Origin of the sequence: Halarcobacter sp., assembly GCF_963676935.1 — a bacterium.
Lineage (GTDB): Bacteria > Campylobacterota > Campylobacteria > Campylobacterales > Arcobacteraceae > Halarcobacter.
The window spans coordinates 2938704-2955598 of the sequence record NZ_OY781470.1 but is presented as its reverse complement, the minus strand read 5'-3'; the positions used below and the strand labels follow the sequence as shown (position 1 = coordinate 2955598).

Annotated in this window: 17 protein-coding genes; 5 read left to right on the top strand and 12 right to left on the bottom strand. The window is 27.4% G+C overall.

All coding sequences use genetic code 11. From position 1 onward, the window contains the following. The 10 genes from ACKU4C_RS14405 to ACKU4C_RS14360 all read right to left on the bottom strand — a co-directional run bounded on the left by ACKU4C_RS14405 (nucleotide 1) and on the right by ACKU4C_RS14360 (nucleotide 9199). Nucleotides 1-708, bottom strand: a complete 708-nt coding sequence (locus ACKU4C_RS14405) for a metallophosphoesterase (protein ID WP_321313173.1) — start codon at nucleotides 706-708, stop codon at nucleotides 1-3. A 1-nt stretch (nucleotide 709) separates the two neighbouring features. Further along, entirely contained in the window at nucleotides 710-1165 is a 456-nt protein-coding gene (locus ACKU4C_RS14400) for a hypothetical protein (protein WP_321313170.1), read from the bottom strand. Continuing rightward, entirely contained in the window at nucleotides 1165-1692 is a 528-nt protein-coding gene (locus ACKU4C_RS14395; RefSeq protein ID WP_321313168.1) for a YceI family protein, read from the bottom strand. Before ACKU4C_RS14395 ends, ACKU4C_RS14400 begins: the two co-directional genes overlap by 1 nt. Further along, the gene (locus ACKU4C_RS14390; RefSeq protein WP_321313166.1) at nucleotides 1680-2657 is read right to left on the bottom strand and encodes a hypothetical protein; all 978 of its coding nucleotides are present in this window, start codon (nucleotides 2655-2657) and stop codon (nucleotides 1680-1682) included. Before ACKU4C_RS14390 ends, ACKU4C_RS14395 begins: the two co-directional genes overlap by 13 nt. Further along, the gene (locus ACKU4C_RS14385; protein ID WP_321313165.1) at nucleotides 2645-4213 is read right to left on the bottom strand and encodes a hypothetical protein; all 1569 of its coding nucleotides are present in this window, start codon (nucleotides 4211-4213) and stop codon (nucleotides 2645-2647) included. The genes ACKU4C_RS14390 and ACKU4C_RS14385 overlap by 13 nt, the downstream gene beginning before the upstream one ends. Then, entirely contained in the window at nucleotides 4197-4823 is a 627-nt protein-coding gene (locus ACKU4C_RS14380) for an ABC transporter ATP-binding protein (RefSeq protein WP_321313163.1), read from the bottom strand. Before ACKU4C_RS14380 ends, ACKU4C_RS14385 begins: the two co-directional genes overlap by 17 nt. Then, nucleotides 4820-5902 carry an FtsX-like permease family protein gene (locus tag ACKU4C_RS14375; protein WP_321313161.1) on the bottom strand — a complete coding sequence of 361 codons (1083 nt, stop codon included), beginning with the start codon at nucleotides 5900-5902 and terminating at the stop codon, nucleotides 4820-4822. The genes ACKU4C_RS14380 and ACKU4C_RS14375 overlap by 4 nt, the downstream gene beginning before the upstream one ends. A gap of 86 nt (nucleotides 5903-5988) precedes the next feature. Further along, complete coding sequence (locus tag ACKU4C_RS14370; protein WP_321313159.1) at nucleotides 5989-6906, bottom strand: glutaminase; 918 nt, start codon at nucleotides 6904-6906, stop codon at nucleotides 5989-5991. A 71-nt stretch (nucleotides 6907-6977) separates the two neighbouring features. After that, complete coding sequence (gene dauA, locus ACKU4C_RS14365; RefSeq protein ID WP_321313157.1) at nucleotides 6978-8612, bottom strand: C4-dicarboxylic acid transporter DauA; 1635 nt, start codon at nucleotides 8610-8612, stop codon at nucleotides 6978-6980. After that, complete coding sequence (locus ACKU4C_RS14360) at nucleotides 8609-9199, bottom strand: hypothetical protein (RefSeq protein ID WP_321313155.1); 591 nt, start codon at nucleotides 9197-9199, stop codon at nucleotides 8609-8611. The genes dauA and ACKU4C_RS14360 overlap by 4 nt, the downstream gene beginning before the upstream one ends. Before the next feature lie 132 nt (nucleotides 9200-9331). On the opposite strand from ACKU4C_RS14360, the gene ACKU4C_RS14355 reads away from it, so the two are divergent. From ACKU4C_RS14355 to ACKU4C_RS14335, 5 genes are all read left to right on the top strand, one after another. Further along, nucleotides 9332-9919 carry a TetR/AcrR family transcriptional regulator gene (locus ACKU4C_RS14355; RefSeq protein WP_320035527.1) on the top strand — a complete coding sequence of 196 codons (588 nt, stop codon included), beginning with the start codon at nucleotides 9332-9334 and terminating at the stop codon, nucleotides 9917-9919. Nucleotides 9920-10034: 115 nt separating this feature from the next. Continuing rightward, nucleotides 10035-11852 (top strand): translational GTPase TypA, encoded by a 1818-nt coding sequence (gene typA, locus ACKU4C_RS14350; protein ID WP_321313151.1) that lies wholly within the window; start codon nucleotides 10035-10037, stop codon nucleotides 11850-11852. A gap of 84 nt (nucleotides 11853-11936) precedes the next feature. After that, nucleotides 11937-12233 (top strand): hypothetical protein, encoded by a 297-nt coding sequence (locus ACKU4C_RS14345; protein WP_321313149.1) that lies wholly within the window; start codon nucleotides 11937-11939, stop codon nucleotides 12231-12233. A gap of 382 nt (nucleotides 12234-12615) precedes the next feature. Then, entirely contained in the window at nucleotides 12616-13029 is a 414-nt protein-coding gene (locus ACKU4C_RS14340) for an Hsp20/alpha crystallin family protein (protein WP_321313147.1), read from the top strand. Between the two features lie 211 nt (nucleotides 13030-13240). Further along, on the top strand, nucleotides 13241-13876 hold the full coding sequence (locus ACKU4C_RS14335) for a Crp/Fnr family transcriptional regulator (protein WP_321313145.1): 636 nt from the start codon (nucleotides 13241-13243) through the stop codon (nucleotides 13874-13876). On the opposite strand, the gene ACKU4C_RS14330 is transcribed toward ACKU4C_RS14335, so the two are convergent. Together ACKU4C_RS14330 and ACKU4C_RS14325 are read right to left on the bottom strand one after the other, a co-directional pair. Next, a complete protein-coding gene (locus ACKU4C_RS14330) occupies nucleotides 13873-14988 on the bottom strand; it encodes a metallophosphoesterase (RefSeq protein ID WP_321313143.1) in 1116 nt (371 codons plus the stop codon). The two genes, ACKU4C_RS14335 and ACKU4C_RS14330, sit on opposite strands and share 4 nt — an antisense overlap. Before the next feature lie 90 nt (nucleotides 14989-15078). Beyond that, nucleotides 15079-16890 carry an alkaline phosphatase PhoX gene (locus tag ACKU4C_RS14325; protein ID WP_321313141.1) on the bottom strand — a complete coding sequence of 604 codons (1812 nt, stop codon included), beginning with the start codon at nucleotides 16888-16890 and terminating at the stop codon, nucleotides 15079-15081. Nucleotides 16891-16895 lie beyond the last annotated feature (5 nt).

Below are 16895 nucleotides of genomic sequence, written 5' to 3'. Positions count from 1 at the left end.
TTACCTTAATTTTAGTAAACTAATTTCATTATTAGCTTTAAACCTAAAATCAATTCCCCAATTTCCTATCCCCTTACTAACATAAATGGCAGTATCTTTTTTATAAATAAGACCATTAAGAAAGGGTTGAAAAAGTTTTACTACATAGTGAAAAGGGTATATTTGTCCCCCATGGGTATGCCCACATAGAAAAAGTTTACTATTTGATTTGAGTGCATAGATATAATCTTTTGGTTGATGTGCTAAAAAAATTGAGTTTTCATATTTACTTAGAATTTTCACTATTTTATCCTCTTCTCTTTTTACCCTAAAAAATTTTGAAAATCTATCACTTAATCCACCTATAGCTATAGTTTTATCCTTTATCTGTAAAATCTCATAGTTATTGTCTAAACAGATTAAATTTGTCAAAATATTTTTCAATTCTTTAAATCCATAAAACAAATCATGATTACCACTTATATAATAGGTCTTTTTCTCTATCTTATTTAGTAATTCCAATCTCTCTTTTATAAACTTTACTTTGCAGTCAATAATATCCCCTGTAATAACTATAAAATCAGCCTCACTTCTATTACAAAGTTTTACCAATTGATTTATACTATTAGTAGAGGTTTTTTTATTTATATGTAAATCACTTAAATGAAGAATTGATAACTCTTTTATTTTAGAATTAACAACAACCTCATTTATTTGTGGTAGTTTCATCTTATTTAAAAACCTCTTCTAAGTCATCTTTGGTGATATAGGAAATAGATTTTATAACACCATTTTCAAGTTTATAAAGAGTTGACTTTTCCTCTTTATTTACAAACCTATCATCTGCATCATCATAGATTAAAAGTATAGAGTGTTTATAATCTCTCATTTTTGGCATAGCAAAAAGCTTTGTAATAATTGATGGCATACCTGAAATATTGGCTATGAAAACAGCATGGTGTTTATTTAAAAAATCTGCTTTTTTTGAAGCAAGAAATGTATTTATATCTTTTCCCGTATCTTTCTCAAAAGAGACAATAATAGTTTGAATTTTAGAATCCACATCTTTCTTTTCATCAAACTGATTGGGTAATGAAAAATGTCCTATATCATCTCCAACTTTAAAACTGTTAGCAAAAAGATATATTGATGAAATAAGGGTTAAAACTAGTATGTTTTTTAACATTAGTTATCCTTGAAGTTAAAATCATATTTTATATCTATTTGATCTCTTACCGTTAAAAAGAACATTGTAGGAGGTTCCATACCAAAATCAGTTAACTTAATTGAAAAATCACCATTTAGGTTTATATTTTTTTCAACTTCTTTTATTGTAGCTTTAGAGGTGATAGGTTTACTGATATTATTTAAAATCAATATTCCTGAAAGTAGATAACTATCTTCTTGTTTTGAAATAGAGTTTAAAATAAAAACAATTTTGGGAGAGTTCTCTACATTTAAGACCTCATACATATGTTTATCTCTATCTTTATTATCACTAATTAAAGAGATAGCTTCTATTTCAAACTTACCTTTTATTGATTCTAAAGAATCACTTTTTTCTAATTCTGTAACAATATTTTCTGTTTGGGGATTAATAGTACTATCTCCAAAAACTTCCGTATGGGCTTGAATCTTCCCCTTAACTAAACTAAGACTATTTGCATTTGCAAAAACTACAGTAAATAATAAAACAAACACTAATTTATACATTTTTTCTCCTTTATAAGTAGGTTTTTTTGTGAATTTATTATTTTTATAAATGCTATTAAAAAAATAAATGGAACAAAAATTGTTAAGTTTTCTAAAGCTATAAATAATCCCATCCCTGAAGCAATCCAACCTATAAATACCATATATAAGGCTATTTTCTTTAGAGGTTTTTTTACTAAGCTTCTTAAAATATTTACATTGTAATAAGAGATTACAAAAGGGTATATAACTGATAACGCAAGGGGTTCTTGTAAAAAATAAAAAAGATAACTTAGTGCAAAAAGTATCATTATAAATAACTCATTTTCCATTCTTTGAATATTTAATTTAAGTGCTGCAATAACTCCAATTATGTGAAAAACTATAATCTCAAAAGTGAAGCCATCTCTCCAGATAGATACACTTAAATCTCTTGATAAAGTTTCAAATAAAGCAGAATCTAAAAATATCCATAAAACCATCACAAAGATGGGATATGGAGTAAAATTTTTAATCTCTTTATTTGTTTTAATTTTTTGCAAAAAATATGAGCAGATTAAAACTATAACTGTAAATATAATTGCAATAAACTCTCTTTTTGCAGGATCATAATTAAAAAGTAAAGTTCCTACACTATAAGAGATAGCAAGAGCTAATCCTAAATCTACAGTTGAAGCTTTCTTTAATTCATTAATTAAAAGAGGAGCTAATGCTCCAACACTTATCCCAAGAATAAAGAGTGTAATAGGTGAATAATTAGGATAGAAGAAAGTTAATATTAATTGCATCATTAGAAAAATTTTGATTTTTTTATCATTTGATAAAGAGATTTTATAACACAAAATTGAACCAATAATTCCACCTATTGGCAGAGGAGCTATATAATAGATATTTGAGGCAAAATATTCAACAATACCTGTTTGTGCTATAAGTAAGTAGTAACATAATTCAAATGCAATAAAAAATATAAGTGCTATTTTTGGCATAATAATTCCTTTTTGAAAATAAATAAAAATGTAGAAGCAAATAAAACATCAAATAAAGATATTAATAAAGCTTCTACACCTAAAGTTTTGTTATAAAAAAGAGCAAAAAAAACTGAACTTATAAAAACTCTTGTAATAACTGTAAGTTTTGTTAAGATGATCTCATGCACTTTATTTGTGAGAGCTAAGTAATGAATTACCCCTGTAATACTTACAAAAGCAAATACAATATATTCGTAACTTCCAGCAAATTTAAAACCAATAAGTGGATATAGAAAACTACTTAATAAAAGTAAAAAAATACCACCTACTCCATCAGCTAATACCCCTAAGAGATTATATTTTTGAAGTAAAGTAAATTTGAATTTAAAAGTAATAAAACTAAATAGTGATATAAGTGCAATAACTCCAAAAATACTTCTTGCTATCCATAAATTATAAATATCTGCTTGAAATATTTCTGCTTGAATAAGTCCAGAGATACTTAAAACTGTAAATATCCCTAATAATCCAATTAGATAAAGGGTATAAAAAATAGTTTTTTTAAGTTCTTTAATATAGTTAACAAACATTGCAATTACCATAAAAAATACACCAATTCCCATAGCTACATGAGCATGGGCAATAATTAAATCATTTCTATGAAAAAGCCATCTAAGTTCAGGTATAAATAAAATATTCCCTTCAATATCTACAAAAAGAAAAGCAAGTATTGATATAAGAAGTGCTTTTTTAGCAAATTTTTCTATGTTTGAATCCTTATACCATCTATATAATATCGGTACATAAAGAAAAGTTAGCCATTGGAAAAACCACTCTTGCTCATAACTTAAGTGTCCTATAAAACTTCTATATAAAACAGAAAAAGCATAAAATATAGTTGGAATAATCCAAAGAACATTCCATCTAGCTTTAAATTCACCTTTGTTTAGCAGTTTTATAATAAGGTAATAAATAGGGATTAAAGCTAAACTCATACCTAAAGTGTTATCTCCATGGGGTCCTGAAATTGTACTTTCAACTTGTCCAATTGTAGGATTCATTAATATAAGTAAAGCAATAGGTGCAATAATAGTAATTCTTAGACAAACTTTTATCCATAGGGGAATGGTCTCATAGGCTTTTATATATTTAATAAGGGCAATAATATAAAAAACTCCAGATATGGCAAGTATGAAATTTAACTCATATGGGAAGTCATAAAATGCTAGTCCTCTAGTATTCCCAAAAAGGATTGAACTAATCATAAAAACTAAAAATATATACCAAAATATTGTATAAAGGTTTAGATATTGTAATCCCACTTCACTTTTTACACCCTCTTTATTTATCAATAAAAAAGGAAGATATGAAAGCATTAATGGAACAAAACCATAAAGCATTAAACTAATATGTAGTGATCTCATGCTTGCTGGGATTAGTGTTTGAGAATCAATATAAAATCCTAATAAATTTAATGAATAGAAAATTCCAAAAACCATCCCTAAAAATAAAAATATTAATGAAATCTTGAAATGTTTATTAATAAAAAAACTAAAGTTATCTAATTTGTCCATCTTTTACCTCGTAAATTGTATCTGCTGTTTTAGCAAGCTCTTTGTTATGTGTTGCAACAATAATTGTAGTTCCATTTTTTGACAACTCTTTAAATAGTTCAAAAACTTTTTGTGCATTTTTAGAATCTAAATTACCCGTTGGCTCATCAGCAAAAAGTATTTTTGGATTGTTTATTAAAGCTCTTGCTATTGCAGCTCTTTGTCTTTGTCCTCCAGAAATCTCTGTTGGAAACTTGTTTTTTAATGTTTTTATATTTAAGATTGAAAGTATTTTTAAAATCTCATCATCACTAGCTTTAGGGTTTGCAAGTTTTATATTTTCAAATAGGTTTAAATAGTTTATTAGATAATGAAATTGAAAAATAAAACCTATGTTTTTTTGTCTAAATTCATCTATGTTTTTTATAGTTGAATAACTACTACCTTCAAAAAATAGTGTTCCCTCTTTTGGTTTAAGTAGGGTAGATAACACAGACAATAAAGTTGTTTTACCACTACCACTCTCACCTATTAAGCACACAAACTCGGCTTCTTTTATCTCAAGAGAGACTTTGTTTAAAGCTTTGTCACCATTATAATCATGGGAAATATTATCTGCTTTTAGTATCATATTTTATCCCCTTGCATAAGAATAATAGGGTCAATTCTTGAAGCATTTATTGCAGGAATAATTGAACCTAAAATAGCCATTGATAGTGAACAAATAAATAGATATATTGCAAGGGTAGAAGATATTTCTCCATTTACATATCCATGAAAAAGTGAAGAGTTTTTTATTAGTGCTAGTGCAATATAAGAGATAAAAAAAGAACTAATAAAACTTAGTATTCCTAAAATTGAACTTTCTAAGATTATTTGTGAAACAATTTTTTTAGTTGAGATTCCAATTGCTCTTTTTATACCAAATTCAGTTTTTCTTTGATTTATTGTGATACTCATGATACTTACAATCCCTAAAAGACCCATACAAAAAGAGATTAGACCAATAAGGTTTGATGAGGTTTTGATAATTTTAAATTGATTATAATTATCCACAAAATTTTGAGTAGATTTTACTTCTATATCTTTACTCAGGTTTTCTATATCTTTTACTAGATTTTCAATATTTGAATCTATCTTACTGTTTACCATTAACATAGAAGCACTTTTGTTAAAAATTTTACTTGCATCTTCAAGTTTTAAAACAACTCCACCATTTTCAAATCCAATATCACTTTTAAAAACACCAGAAACATTAAAAGTTTTGTCTGCTATTTGAATACTGTTTTTGTTTTTTAAAGATTCATAAATAGAGTTACCAACTAATACTTCATTTAGTTTTGGGTAAGTGCCTTTTATAAGTTTATAGTTTTCAAATCTATTATCAGACATACCATAAACTGCAACAATAGGAAGCTTTTCAACTGGGCTTGCTCCAACAATTATTGCAGAGGTTTTTTTTACATTTTCTAACTTATCTATTTTTTCTAATAGTTTGACATCTACATTTGAAAAAAAGGTATCAGAGATTTTTGCTTGAGTTATTATAATATCTCCATCACTTTTTAACATATTTGAATACATAGATATAACTCCATTTGAGATAGAGCTAATTAAAAATATTGATGTGATAGAAAAGATAAGACTAATAAATATTAATATTGTTTTTAATTTGTTTGCTTTTAAAGCTTTAATTGCAAGTATAAACAAAAAAATCCTTTCATCCAATTTTTGTAAATTTACAAGAAATTGATGAAAAGATTATGAATTTAATATGAAATAAAATTCATATTTGATTAAAATATAGAAAGATTTGTTTTTGTAGTAAATAGCTCTAAAGCTTTTGTTCCAACTAAAGAGTTTCCTTGTTTGTTTAACTTTGGTGAATAAACACAAATTGCCATTTTTTGAGGAACTACTGCAACTATTCCTCCACCAACGCCACTTTTACCCGGAAGTCCCACATGAAAAGCAAAATCTCCTGAAGCATCATAATGGCCACAAGTTAGCATTAAAGAGTTTATCCTTTTTGCTTGAGGTTCTGTTACTATAGCTTCATTTGTATTTGGAATTGTTCCATGATTTGCAAGGAAAAGCATCGATTTTGCAAGCTGTTTAGTATTCATCATTATTGAACACTGTTTAAAATAAGTTTCAATAACATCGTTTGTATTATTTTCAATATTATTAAAACTTTTCATCATATTTATTAAAGCAAGATTTCTATATCCATGTTCAAGTTCAGATTTATAGATATCTTGGTCAAAATTTATAGTTTGACATCCTGATACTTTTTTTATAAATTCTAAAATAGTAGGAAATGTATTTTGTTTATATTTTGAAACTAAGGTATCAGTTGTAACTATTGCCCCTGCATTTATAAAAGGGTTTCTTGGTATTCCTTTTTCATATTCAAGTTGAATTAAAGAGTTAAAAGGGTTTCCTGAAGGTTCATGACCAACTCTTTTATATAAATCTTTTCCATATAAATCAAGGGATAGAGTAAAACTAAAAACTTTTGAAATACTTTGTATAGAAAAAAGTTTTTGGCATGAACCTATATTATACTCTGTTCCATCAAGTTTTATAATACTCATAGCAAAATCATCTACTTCAACTTTTGCTAAAGCTGGAATATAATCAGCTACTTTCCCTTTTTTTAAAAAAGGTATAATCTCTTCTTTAATCTCTTCAAGAACTTTTTGATAATTCATAAAACACCTTTATTGATATTTATAAAATAGTAACAAAATTTAGAGTTTAAAAAGTGTCTTTTAACTGAAACTTATTTATCTAGATCTTTTAATGCTGCTTCAATATTTTGTCTTAAAATTAATTCTTTGGTATCAAATGTGATACCTAATTTATGAAATTTTCTTAATATTCTATTGTTTACACCAGTGATTATTAGTTTTTTTTCATTTTTTTGAAAGTTATCTATAATAGATTTAAAAGCAACAAGAGCAGTCATATCCATCATAGAAACGTTTTCCAAGTTTACTATTACTGTTTTAATCTCTTCTTCTGTATCTAATAAAGTTTTTAATGCTTGTTGGGCTGCTCCAAAAAACATAGGACCATTTATATTATATATTAAAGTATCTTCAGGAATATGTATCTCTTTTGAATTATGTTCATTATTAACTAAGTTTATTGAATATAAATCTATAGTTCTTTTAATAAATAAAATAGAAGCCAATCCCATACCAACTCCAACTGCAATCTGCATATCTAAAAGAATAGTTAAAATAAAACATGTCAATAAAACATAAACATCGTATTTAGGAGCAACTTTTATAATATTAATAAAATGTTTAAATTCAGACATATTCCAAGCTACTACCAAAAGTAAAGCAGATAAAGAAGCCATTGGTAAATAAGATAAATAAGGAGCGAAAAAAGCAATAGATAAAAAGATAAAAAAAGCATGAATTATTGAAGATATTTTTGAATTAGCTTTTGATTTGATATTTACTACTGTTCTTGCAATAGCTGCTGTTGCAGGAATACCTCCAAAAAAAGGAACGGCTATATTAGCTAAACCTTGACCTATTAACTCTTTATTTGGATCTGTTTTATGTCCTGTCATACCATCTGAAATCACTGCACAAAGTAGTGATTCTAATGCCCCTAAAATTGCAATTGCAACACTATGAGGAAGAAGTTTATAAAACATATCCAAATTTAAATCCTCTATGGTATAACCTTCCCAAGGAAGTGAAAATTGTAAAGGTATGGGAGGTATTCCATTTCCTTTTATTTCTCCTATTTGGTAATGAAAGCTTGAATATATTGTAGAGATTTGGAATTGTGGGTAATAATTATTGAATAAAACAACAGCTATTGTAACAATACCTAATGCTACCAATGGTGCAGGGATTTTACTTTTTGTTTTTGGCCAAAAAATTAAAATAAGTAATGTGCTTAACGCAACTATAAATTCATTTGGATTGAATGTGTGAAAAGATTCAAATATTGTGATTACTTTTTGATGAAAATGTCCTGTAAAATCATTTATCTCTAAACCAAAAAAATCTTTTATTTGAAATGTTGCAATAACAACTGCAATACCAGAAGTAAACCCAACAGTTACAGGATATGGAATAAGCTCAATCAAATTTCCAAGTTTTAAAACTCCCATTAATAAAAGAAAAAAACCTGATAATAATCCACATACTAATAAACCTTTTAATCCAAAATCTTGAACAATAGGTATTAAAATGACAACAAACGCTGCCGTTGGACCTGAGATATTAATTTTGCTACTACCAAAATAAGCAGCAATGATACCTGCAATAATTGCAGTATAAAGGCCATTTTGTGGTGGTACACCAATTGCAATAGCTAAAGCCATTGATAAAGGTAAAGCTATAATCCCTACAATAATTCCTGATAAAAGGTTTAATTTAAAAGTTTTCATTTTTTTCTTTTAGATTTTGATCTAATAAGTTTTTTTGATTTAGCATTTTTTAGTTTACTAATTACTTCGGATGATATTTTATACATAAATCTTATACTCTCTTTTAGATCATCTTTTGAATTATTATTTCTTACATTTTCAAAATAGCTTAAGAGTTTTAAGTAGTCAATCTCAAGTAAAAAAGGGTATCTTTTGACTGATTTTTTCTCTTCATATATCCATTCACTAAGTAGGGCAAATATTATTTGTTCAGGAATCCAAAATTCTCCTGTTTTAAAATTTTTGTCAAACTGTAATACAATAATATTATAATAGTTCAATAAAGCTTCATATTGAGGAGGAAGGTTTTTTTTCTTTGTTTCTTTCATATATGAATCAATAAAAGTTTTAAGTTCATATGCATCAAAAATAGATTCTTTTAACTTATCTCTTAAAAAAAATATTGTTTTTGTAATATCTTCATTGTAAGAATCCTTTCCTAAATTAACTTTGTACTCTCCTTTATCTATTTTTTTAATATAGTCGTTGCATAAAGTTTTTATATAAATAAGAAGTGCTTCTGTTTTAATATCTCTAAATATTTTCATGATTTTTCCTAAAATGGAATTTTATACCATAAATAATTAATAATGAATTAAGTTCAAATAAATATATATAATTCATTTATTATGCTTTTATATTAATATAGTTAAAATTTAAAAAAATAAAAATGGAATAAATTGAAAGCTATAGTTGATAAACAAATCAATAAAATAAAAAGAGATTTATATTTAAATGCAGCAGTAGAGTATATTGACAACAACGGATATAAACAATTAAAGATTTCACAATTGGCAAAAAATTTAGAGGTATCTATAGGTACTATATATAATCTGTTTGGATCAAAAGAGGAGTTATATTTAGAGTATCTAATTTTAAAATTTGAGAATTTCTTTAAACAATTAGTTGAAAATGAAACAGATAGTCCTATGAAAAATTTGGAACTCTATTTAAAAGCAAAGTATAAAATTTTTATTCAAATTGATAAAAAGAGTAATTATCCAATTATAGATGATCCTTTTTTCTTTCACAAATTAGATGTTATAAATCATCCCGTTGTTACAAAGATTTATCAGTTTTTAGAAAAACAGTTTGAAAAAATATTTAAGAATAAACAAAAAATAGATGCAATGCATCTTACTATACTTTTTAAAAAGCTCTCAGATGGCTATATTGAAAGTTATATGTTGAAAAAATTTGATACAACAAATATTGTTGAGGATACAATGGAACATTTTTTTCATGGGTTAAATCTATCTAAAGTATAAAGTTTTACTTAATTAATAGTAACTTAATTGAAACTAATTACTTGACTTAGCATATTTTTAAGTATATTTAAGATATAATCGCCAAAAATTATAGAAATTATCATAAAGAGTATAAATGAGAGACATTAGAAACATTGCCGTGATTGCACACGTTGACCATGGAAAAACAACACTGGTTGATGAATTATTAAAGCAATCTGGAACTTTCGCAGCACACCAAGAGGTTGACGAAAGAGTTATGGATAGTAATGATATTGAAAAAGAAAGAGGAATTACTATCCTTTCTAAAAATACTGCAATTGACTATGAGGGTGTGAGAATTAATATTATCGACACTCCAGGACACGCCGATTTTGGTGGAGAAGTTGAAAGGGTTTTAAAGATGGTTGACTCAGTGCTTCTTTTAGTAGATGCACAAGAGGGAGTTATGCCTCAAACAAAATTTGTTGTTAAAAAAGCATTATCTTTAGGTCATAGACCTATTGTTGTTGTTAACAAAATCGATAAACCAGCTGGTGAACCTGATAGAGTTGTTGATGAAGTATTTGATCTATTTGACCAAATGGGAGCAGATGAAGAGCAACTTGAATTTCCTGTAATCTATGCTGCAGCTAGAGATGGTTATGCAATGCATGCATTAGAAGATGAGAAAAAAGATTTACAACCTTTATTTGAAACTATTTTAAATGAAGTTCCAAAACCAAAAGGTAGTGAAGAAGAGGGATTACAACTTCAGGTATTTACACTTGATTATGATAATTTCATTGGTAAAATTGGTATTGCGAGAATTTTTAACGGAACAATTTCTCAAGGTGAAACTGTTTTATTATGTAAAGCAGACGGTGAAAAAGTAAAAGGTAGAGTTACTAAGCTTATTGGTTTTAAAGGTTTAGAGAGAATTGAAATTAAAACTGCTGGTGCAGGTGATATCTGTGCTGTTGCTGGTTTTGAAACTATTGATGTTGGAGATTCTTTATGTGATCCAGCAAATCCAATGCCTCTTGACCCAATGCATATTGAAGAACCAACACTTTCAGTTACTTTTGCAGTAAATGATTCTCCATTAGCTGGTACTGAAGGTAAGTTTGTTACTTCAAATAAAATTGATGAAAGACTTGCTTCTGAAATGAATACTAATATTGCTATGAATTATGAGCAAATTGGTGAAGGTAAATTTAAAGTTAACGGAAGAGGTGAACTTCAAATTACAATTTTGGCAGAAAATATGAGAAGAGAAGGTTTTGAATTCTCAATTGGAAGACCAGAAGTTATTACAAAAGAGGAAAATGGTGTTACTTTAGAACCATTTGAGCATTTAGTAATTGATACTCCAGATGATTATACTGGAACAATTATTGAAAAATTAGGTAAGAAAAAAGCAAATATGACAAATATGGTGCCAATGGGTGCTGGATTTACAAGATTAGAGTTTGAGATTCCAGCTAGAGGACTTATTGGTATTAGAACTGAGTTCTTAACTGATACAAAAGGTGAGGGTGTAATGAACCACTCATTTTTAGATTTTAGACCATACTCTGGAAATGTTGAATCTAGAAAAAATGGTGCACTTGTATCTATGGAAAATGGAGAAGCTTTAGGTTATTCAATTTTCAATTTACAAGAAAGAGGTGTAATGTATATTAAACCTCAAGATAAAGTATATAACGGGATGGTTATTGGTGAACATGCTAAATCTAACGACTTAGATGTAAATCCTATTAAAGGGAAGCAACTTACAAATGTAAGGTCATCGGGTGCAGATGATGCTATTAAGCTTGTTCCACCAAGAGTGATGTCCCTAGAAAATGCTTTAGAGTGGATTGAGGAAGATGAGTTAGTCGAAGTTACACCAATTTCGGTAAGAATAAGAAAAAGAGAGCTTGACCCAACTGCTAGGAAAAGAGCTGCTAAGAAGGCGAAATTCGCTGACTAGTATCGAAACTAGTAAGGTTAAAAAGGGGAAGAGCTTCGGTTCTTCCCCTTTTTTTTTGATTAAAATTTAATATTGGAGATAAAAATGAAAACTATTGTAAAAAAACAAACTATTAGAAATGAAGAAAAACTATTTTATAAACAGGAGAAAAAGAGTATGAAAACTATTATTGTTAAGAAAATTATTGTACCCGCTAAGGAAGAGATTAAATCGATTAATAGTTGGAGTAATAATAACTCCTGGCAAGTAAAAAGATGCAATGAGGGTGTTATTAGGTCACTCTTAGAAATGGCTACAAGTAAGAAAAAAACCATGCAAATCTTATATGAAGATTTGGATTATTTTGAAGAGGAGTTAAATCTATACGCAGAATCAATTTAAAGGTTAAAAAATGATTCATATAGATTTTAAAATTAATAAATAAAATAGGAGAAAACCACTTTTTCTCCTATTCACAAGGAGAAAAAGATGGAAATAAATACAACAAAAAAAGATTATTTAATAGTGGTAGCAATATATTTTTTAACTATAGCTACAACATTTATAGCAATAGCATAAATTATCACATAATAAATTATTTAACAAATTGAGATTAATCTCTTTTTGTTAAATTAATTAAAATCAATTAATTCTTTAAATTAGCACTTATATATAAATATTGCTAAAAATATTAGCAGTTGCTATTGACAAGTGCTAAAATATTTGTTATAATTCTTTCAACTTGATAAATATTCTATCAAGAATAATTTTTTAGGAGGAAAAGATGTTATTAACAAGATTTGACCCTTTTAAACAATTTAAAGAGTTAGAAAAAAATTTTTATAATTATCCGAGTAATGAAGGTGTAAATGGTTTTGTACCAGTTGTAAATACAAGAGAAGCAGATGGTGCATATCATATTGATGTAGATTTACCAGGTGTAAAAAAAGAAGATATTTCTGTAGATATTGATAAAAATATTTTAACAATCTCAGGAGAGAGAAAAACAAAAGAGGAAGTAAAAGAAGAAGATTATTATAAAGTTGAAACTTCTTTTGGAAAATTCTCTAGAAGTTTTACAATCCCTGAAAATGTAGATATTGAAAATATAAATGCAAAAAGTAACGATGGAGTTTTAGAGGTAGTCATTCCTAAGGTTGAACCTACTAAAACTAAAAAAACTATTGCCATAGAATAAGCTTTAAAAGAGGAAGAGTATTCTTCCTCTTAACGAAAATAGATATAAGAGGTATTAGTTATTTCATAATTGTGTATATTTTTTTTATTTTAATACCTCTTTTCTCTATTTTTTATAATATTTCTCATTTGGTAATATTCATTTTACTTTTTATGTTCATTTTTAGTTTAATTATTCTACTATTCCTATTACATCAATATGAAGGTATCTTATGAATTTAAAAGATTATTACTTTTTTAATTCACTGAGTGATGCAGAGATAAAAAGATTGGAAGAGATCTCTTTTTTAAAAAAGTTTTCACGTGGTGAAATTTTATTTTATGAAAAAGACCAGTCAAAATATTTGCATTTGTTAGTAAAGGGAATAGTAAAAATATATAAACATGATTATAAAGACAATGAGTTAGTAATTCATAATATAAATGCCTTATCATTTATTGCTGAGATTGCAAATTATGAAGAAAAACCTTTTCCTGCAAATTGTTCTTTTGAAACTAAAGGGGAAGTATTACTTATAGATTATGAAAAGTTTAGAGATGAATTTTTATATAAAAAAGATATAGCCATGCTTTTTATTAAATCTTTAAGCCAAAAAATTAAATACTTAGAGGGGTTTATAAACAATAGTGTAAGTATAGATGTAAATGCAAAAGTTGCTAAATTTATTTATGATAATGAAAATACTATTAACAGTATGAAGCAGATTAAAATAGCTGAGATATTAAATATCAGAGAAGAGACACTTTCTAGAAAAATTAGTGCTTTTGTAAAAAAAGGTATTATAAAAAAAGAGAAAAGAGATATAACAATATTAGACCATGAAAAACTTTTAGAGGAGTTTGTTTAAGAGATGTTTATTAGGGTGATTTCTGAACTTGCTCCTAGTCTCATTGGTGGTCCCCAAAATCCTGTTCCTTTGTTTACATATATTTGTGTATTTTCATCATGTTTATTCAAACCTTTTACATAAGGTTGTTGTAGTTTAACAAGAAAATTAAAAGGAAAAATTTGTCCTCCATGAGTGTGTCCACTTAAGACTAAATCGATTTTTTCATCTTTAATCTCTTCGATAAATTTTGGTTGATGGGCTAAAAGAATTTTTGGAGAGGTATCTGTATTTATTAGAGCTTTTTTAAGGTCAGGTATATATGCATTTACACTATTTCCCATCACATCATATACCCCTAGAAGATTAAAACCTTCTCCTTTTTCCCCTATATATACATTTTCATTTTCTAGAGTTTTTATTCCTAAATTATTAACATAATCAATTATTGATTGTACTCCATGGAAGTATTCATGATTTCCAACTATAAAGTATGTTCCAAATGTAGATTTCAAATATCTTAATTCTTCTAAAGCCTCTTTTGCATATTTTATATCTGTATCAACTAAATCTCCTGTTATTACAACAATATCTGCTTTTAAGAGATTAACTTGTCTTACAATAGATGATATAAACTCTTTATCAATAAGTCCACCAATATGAATATCACTTAATTGAACAATTTTGTATGGTTTTTTTAGATTTTTAATTTTGATATTAACTTTTTCAAGTTGTATATTTCTAGCATTGTACATGGCTTTTGCATTTACAGCACTTGCAAGAGTAAGTGCTGAAATATCAAGACTTTTTTTAAAAAAAGTTCTTCTATTTTCATTTAGTGGGGCTTTTTTTAACAAACTTGAGGATATATCATAAATAATAGTTGCTATAAATAATAAAAATATTAGTCCAATAGGAACTGAAAGTAAAAAATATACTAGATTGGGAACTACTGGGTTATATCTTACTATTAAATAGGATAAAACACCAAAAAGATTAATGATTAAAAATATATTTATATATCTTTTTATTTTATTTGAAAAGTGAAGTTTATTTACAAGTCTTTTTGATATATATAAAGTTAATAAAGACATTACTGTTAAAAAAATTGTTGCAAATATAATAAATCTCATAGAAAAATTATACAATTAGAGTTTTAACAAAAAGTTAATATTTTTATATAGAAGTTTATATTAACAGTGCATTTGCACTGTTAATAAATATTATTTAGAAATAACTGGAAGAGGTCCAATATAACCAGTATATGCTCTCATATCAGAAGCACTCTTTGCTTTGTTTGGCATATCATCTTCTTTTGTCATTGCATCACCTTCTCCATATGGGTGTTGAACAACAGACATAATATAACCATGACCACCTATATTGTTGTAATAATATGGAGATGTTGTTTCACTTCCATAAGGAGTAGTTTGGATTCTTGTTAATTGTTTTTCACCAATATTATAAGACCAGATATAGTCATTTTGATGACCTGACCCTGTATCTTCACCTATAATAATTGTATTTGTATTTGGAATAAATGTAATATTATCTGGATTTGCTAAAGATTCAACTGAGCAAGTATTTCCTGCAATTGATTTATCAGGAGTACCAGCAACTAAACCATACATAGAGTTAGGAATATATTTAGAATCTATTTTATTTCCATCCATATCATGAGGAGTAGAGAATGTAGTCATATTTAAAGCATAAACTGCTCCACATTTGTTTTTAGAAAGTTGGATGTCATTGTTACCGCCAAGCTCATACTTCCCTTTTTTAGCGTCTGCTTGCATACCTTTTTCGATTGAAGACATAGATATATAAAGAATATTATCTTTTGGATTGTGGGTGATACCTTCCATTTTTCTAAACTCAGTAGTTGCTCCTTTAATTGCTGCAAATCTTCTTGATTCTAATCTTGAAGCTATTTCATCCATACCAGGTTTAACTTTTAAACATTCAGCACCCATTGTTGTATTTACTGATGTAAAAGATGAATCACTACATGTACCATCTTTATTGATTTCGATTTTATCAAATATATCTGAGAATTTTAATTTTTTATCTAATGCAGCTTTAATATTTTTATCTGAAGAGTGACCTAAATTAACCCATTTAATATCTGCACTTCCTGCACCTTTATCACTTCTTTGTTCCCATTTTGCAGCATAAAGTGTACCTGAACTTAAGTCTCTTGCTTCATCTGCTATAAACATAAAAATAGCTACATTTGTACCATCATCTGATAGAAATACAGTTTTTTCATCTGGCATAACATAAGCTAATTCATGTGCAAATCTTCCCATGGTATAATGTTTTACTACATTTACATCACCATTTTCATTTAATACTTTTACTTCAGGAGTCCACCCATAATCATATGGATTTAAAGCTTTTAAATCTCCACCATAATAATCAGCCATTTGGTCATAATAAGGATTAATAGAACCATTTGCTTTAATAGCTGCTGCATCTGGTTCATATTCTTCTGAACTTAAGTGTGTACCCCATGGAGTAACAGAACCAGCACATGGGACCCACAAACCATTTAAGTGAGATAAATCAATATTTTTTGTATTAATTGCTTTTAGGTGACCATTTTCAGTTTGCTCTAATTCAGTAATATACATAGCTGCTGGTCTAGTTTCAAATTGAGAAACCATAAATAGTTTATCTCCTACTGGTAATAAAGATGAGAAGTCATTTGAGTTTGAAATAAATGGTGAACCATCTTTACCCACAACTGGATTACCTTGACTATCAAAGATTTGTCCAAAAACACCTTCACCTACTTGATCTCCAGATCTTAAAATTGCGTTATAACCAATTTTGTATTCTTTTCCATCTACAGTTACACTTGGAGAAGCTGTGATTTTTCTTTTTTCATACTCTTTTGTAGGAACTTTCACTTCAGAAAATTTTATAGTGTGTGTTTGTGGTTTTAATACTGCTTCATCTGGCTGATTTGAAGCACATCCAGAAAGCAATATTGTTGCTGTTACTAATGATGTAGCAATTACTTTTTTTGTCATTTGTT

What these genes read in the sequence shown, in the direction of transcription:
- ACKU4C_RS14405 (WP_321313173.1), bottom strand. Translation starts at nt 708, where the DNA reads ATGAAACTACCACAAATAAATGAGGTTGTTGTTAATTCTAAAATAAAA.
- ACKU4C_RS14400 (WP_321313170.1), bottom strand. Translation starts at nt 1,165, where the DNA reads ATGTTAAAAAACATACTAGTTTTAACCCTTATTTCATCAATATATCTT.
- ACKU4C_RS14395 (WP_321313168.1), bottom strand. Translation starts at nt 1,692, where the DNA reads ATGTATAAATTAGTGTTTGTTTTATTATTTACTGTAGTTTTTGCAAAT.
- ACKU4C_RS14390 (WP_321313166.1), bottom strand. Translation starts at nt 2,657, where the DNA reads ATGCCAAAAATAGCACTTATATTTTTTATTGCATTTGAATTATGTTAC.
- ACKU4C_RS14385 (WP_321313165.1), bottom strand. Translation starts at nt 4,213, where the DNA reads ATGGACAAATTAGATAACTTTAGTTTTTTTATTAATAAACATTTCAAG.
- ACKU4C_RS14380 (WP_321313163.1), bottom strand. Translation starts at nt 4,823, where the DNA reads ATGATACTAAAAGCAGATAATATTTCCCATGATTATAATGGTGACAAA.
- ACKU4C_RS14370 (WP_321313159.1), bottom strand. Translation starts at nt 6,906, where the DNA reads ATGAATTATCAAAAAGTTCTTGAAGAGATTAAAGAAGAGATTATACCT.
- dauA (WP_321313157.1), bottom strand. Translation starts at nt 8,612, where the DNA reads ATGAAAACTTTTAAATTAAACCTTTTATCAGGAATTATTGTAGGGATT.
- ACKU4C_RS14360 (WP_321313155.1), bottom strand. Translation starts at nt 9,199, where the DNA reads ATGAAAATATTTAGAGATATTAAAACAGAAGCACTTCTTATTTATATA.
- typA (WP_321313151.1), top strand. Translation starts at nt 10,035, where the DNA reads ATGAGAGACATTAGAAACATTGCCGTGATTGCACACGTTGACCATGGA.
- ACKU4C_RS14345 (WP_321313149.1), top strand. Translation starts at nt 11,937, where the DNA reads ATGAAAACTATTGTAAAAAAACAAACTATTAGAAATGAAGAAAAACTA.
- ACKU4C_RS14340 (WP_321313147.1), top strand. Translation starts at nt 12,616, where the DNA reads ATGTTATTAACAAGATTTGACCCTTTTAAACAATTTAAAGAGTTAGAA.
- ACKU4C_RS14335 (WP_321313145.1), top strand. Translation starts at nt 13,241, where the DNA reads ATGAATTTAAAAGATTATTACTTTTTTAATTCACTGAGTGATGCAGAG.
- ACKU4C_RS14330 (WP_321313143.1), bottom strand. Translation starts at nt 14,988, where the DNA reads ATGAGATTTATTATATTTGCAACAATTTTTTTAACAGTAATGTCTTTA.
- ACKU4C_RS14325 (WP_321313141.1), bottom strand. Translation starts at nt 16,890, where the DNA reads ATGACAAAAAAAGTAATTGCTACATCATTAGTAACAGCAACAATATTG.